This window comes from Mesorhizobium sp. M7D.F.Ca.US.004.03.1.1, from assembly GCF_003998635.1.
Taxonomy (GTDB): Bacteria; Pseudomonadota; Alphaproteobacteria; order Rhizobiales; family Rhizobiaceae; genus Mesorhizobium; species Mesorhizobium loti.
On the sequence record NZ_RZQG01001100.1, the window covers coordinates 1 to 1,767 of the forward strand.

Annotated in this window: 2 protein-coding genes; both read left to right on the top strand. The window is 54.8% G+C overall.

The genetic code is table 11. The features are described from left to right. The first annotated feature begins 564 nt into the window (after positions 1–564). A complete protein-coding gene (locus EN935_RS34325) occupies positions 565–1,476 on the top strand; it encodes an NAD(P)-dependent oxidoreductase (protein WP_164771615.1) in 912 nt (303 codons plus the stop codon). 41 nt (positions 1,477–1,517) lie between these two features. Continuing rightward, the coding region (locus EN935_RS34330) for an SDR family NAD(P)-dependent oxidoreductase (protein ID WP_127374146.1) at positions 1,518–1,767 on the top strand (250 nt) is incomplete at its 3' end.

A 1,767-nucleotide genomic window follows, 5' to 3' on the forward strand; every position in this document is an offset into this window, starting at 1 on the left:
CTGCCATACTCGTACATCGATTCAAAGGCGAGGTCGCGCTCGCCTGGTGCCATTCTACCCCCGTTGACTTCCGCCAATCCGACCTCTGCATTGCCCGCGAAGTCCAATGGAGTGTTTTCAGCGCCTTCCTCATAATTGATGACAAATTGCACCGCGACTCTGGCGCCGGAAGGCCATTGGACAGACGGTGGGTGAGGACCGTACCCGACCAGGTTCCGTGGCGCGTTCGGAAAATTGGAATCGTCCATGCACAAAATCAAAGTTGCTCGGGCTGAATGTGCTGGGAGTTTTGAGATTCTTGGCAGCAATGTCGAACTGTTTAATCAGGTACTGCCATAAACTTAGGTTATTGGTTGGCAGCCAGCGAACTGCAGACTTGGGGCGATCAACCTGACTTCTCCGCCCATCGGGTCGCCAGCCTGCAAGCTATAAGTTTGGCATGTAGGGACGGCTGAGAAATTATTCGATTTTGAAGTGTCGGTGTCATAGGTCACTCGATGGATCCTTGTGGGACCATCGACGCGGCTTTGCCGCCAATCAGTGCGAGATCTCGGAAAAATACTTATGAACGTGGTTGTAACTGGCGGGTGCGGCCTTCTTGGAAGTTACGTTGTCGCTGAAATAGCCCGAGGCCATAATGTGGTTGTGGTTGATACCAATGTGAAGCTGACTTCAGCCAAAATGCTAGCGGTTGATATCCGCGATCCCGAGCGGTTGGCAAATGTGTTTTCCGGTCAAGATGCTGTGGTTCACCTTGCCGGCATTGACAGCGCGACTGATGCGGCGCCGGCGGAGATGATGTCCGTAAACAGTTTTGGCACCCTTTGTGTGTTTGAAGCGGCCGCGAGCTGCGGCATAACCAACATTGTGTATTGCAGTAGCGCCTCCGTCTATGGTCTAGACCATTCCAATCCAGGCCACCGGTTGGACTATCTTCCCGTGGACGAGCACCATCCGCTGCAATCGACAGCCCCTTACGGCCTGAGTAAATTCTTTGGAGAAGTGGCCGGCGAACGCTTTGCCGCGCGCTACGGGATGTCGGTGACCGCGCTTCGTGTCAGCGCCGTCGTCTTTCCCAGCACAATGGACGAGCTGAGGACTACGCTGAACCAAAGCGAGTTTGTCTCGAAGACTGCGGGAATTGATCGGCAGCAGGCGCATCTGGCAAGCTACAATGTTCCTTTGTACAGATCGTATGTGGAAGCTTCCGATGCTGCGAGAGCGCACCGTCTTGCTCTGGAAAGGCCAAGTCCAGGTTTCCACGTCTACAATGTCTGTGCCAACGATACACTCATTCGCACTCCGACGCTGGAGATGACAGACTCGATCTACGGGAAGCCAGTCGAAGTGCGTGACGTAACCCGTTATCGCAAAAATCCTTGCAGCGGCATTTTTTCGAACCTGTCAGCGAAAGCTGATCTTGGCTGGACGCCACAGAACAGCTTTCAAGCGATGGCCAAGACCGACAGGAAATAAGTGCAAGACGCTGGCTCCGGCTGGCACGTGGAGGGTAGAATTTGGGTAAGCTCGACAATAAGAAGATCCTCATAACTGGTGCCGGCGGCGAAGGATCGATTGGCCGCGCAACCGCCAACGCAATGGCAGCGGAAGGTGCCGTGGTCGTCATAAACGAGCTTGCTGCTCGTTCGCAGGAGGCGAACGACGCCCTTCGCGAAGTCAAGGCGCATGGCCGCGCCGCCTATCTGGTTCTCGGCGATGTGGCCGACGCAACTGAATGCGCAAGGATTGTCGAACAAGCTTCAAATC

What these genes read in the sequence shown, in the direction of transcription:
- EN935_RS34325 (WP_164771615.1), top strand. Translation starts at nt 565, where the DNA reads ATGAACGTGGTTGTAACTGGCGGGTGCGGCCTTCTTGGAAGTTACGTT.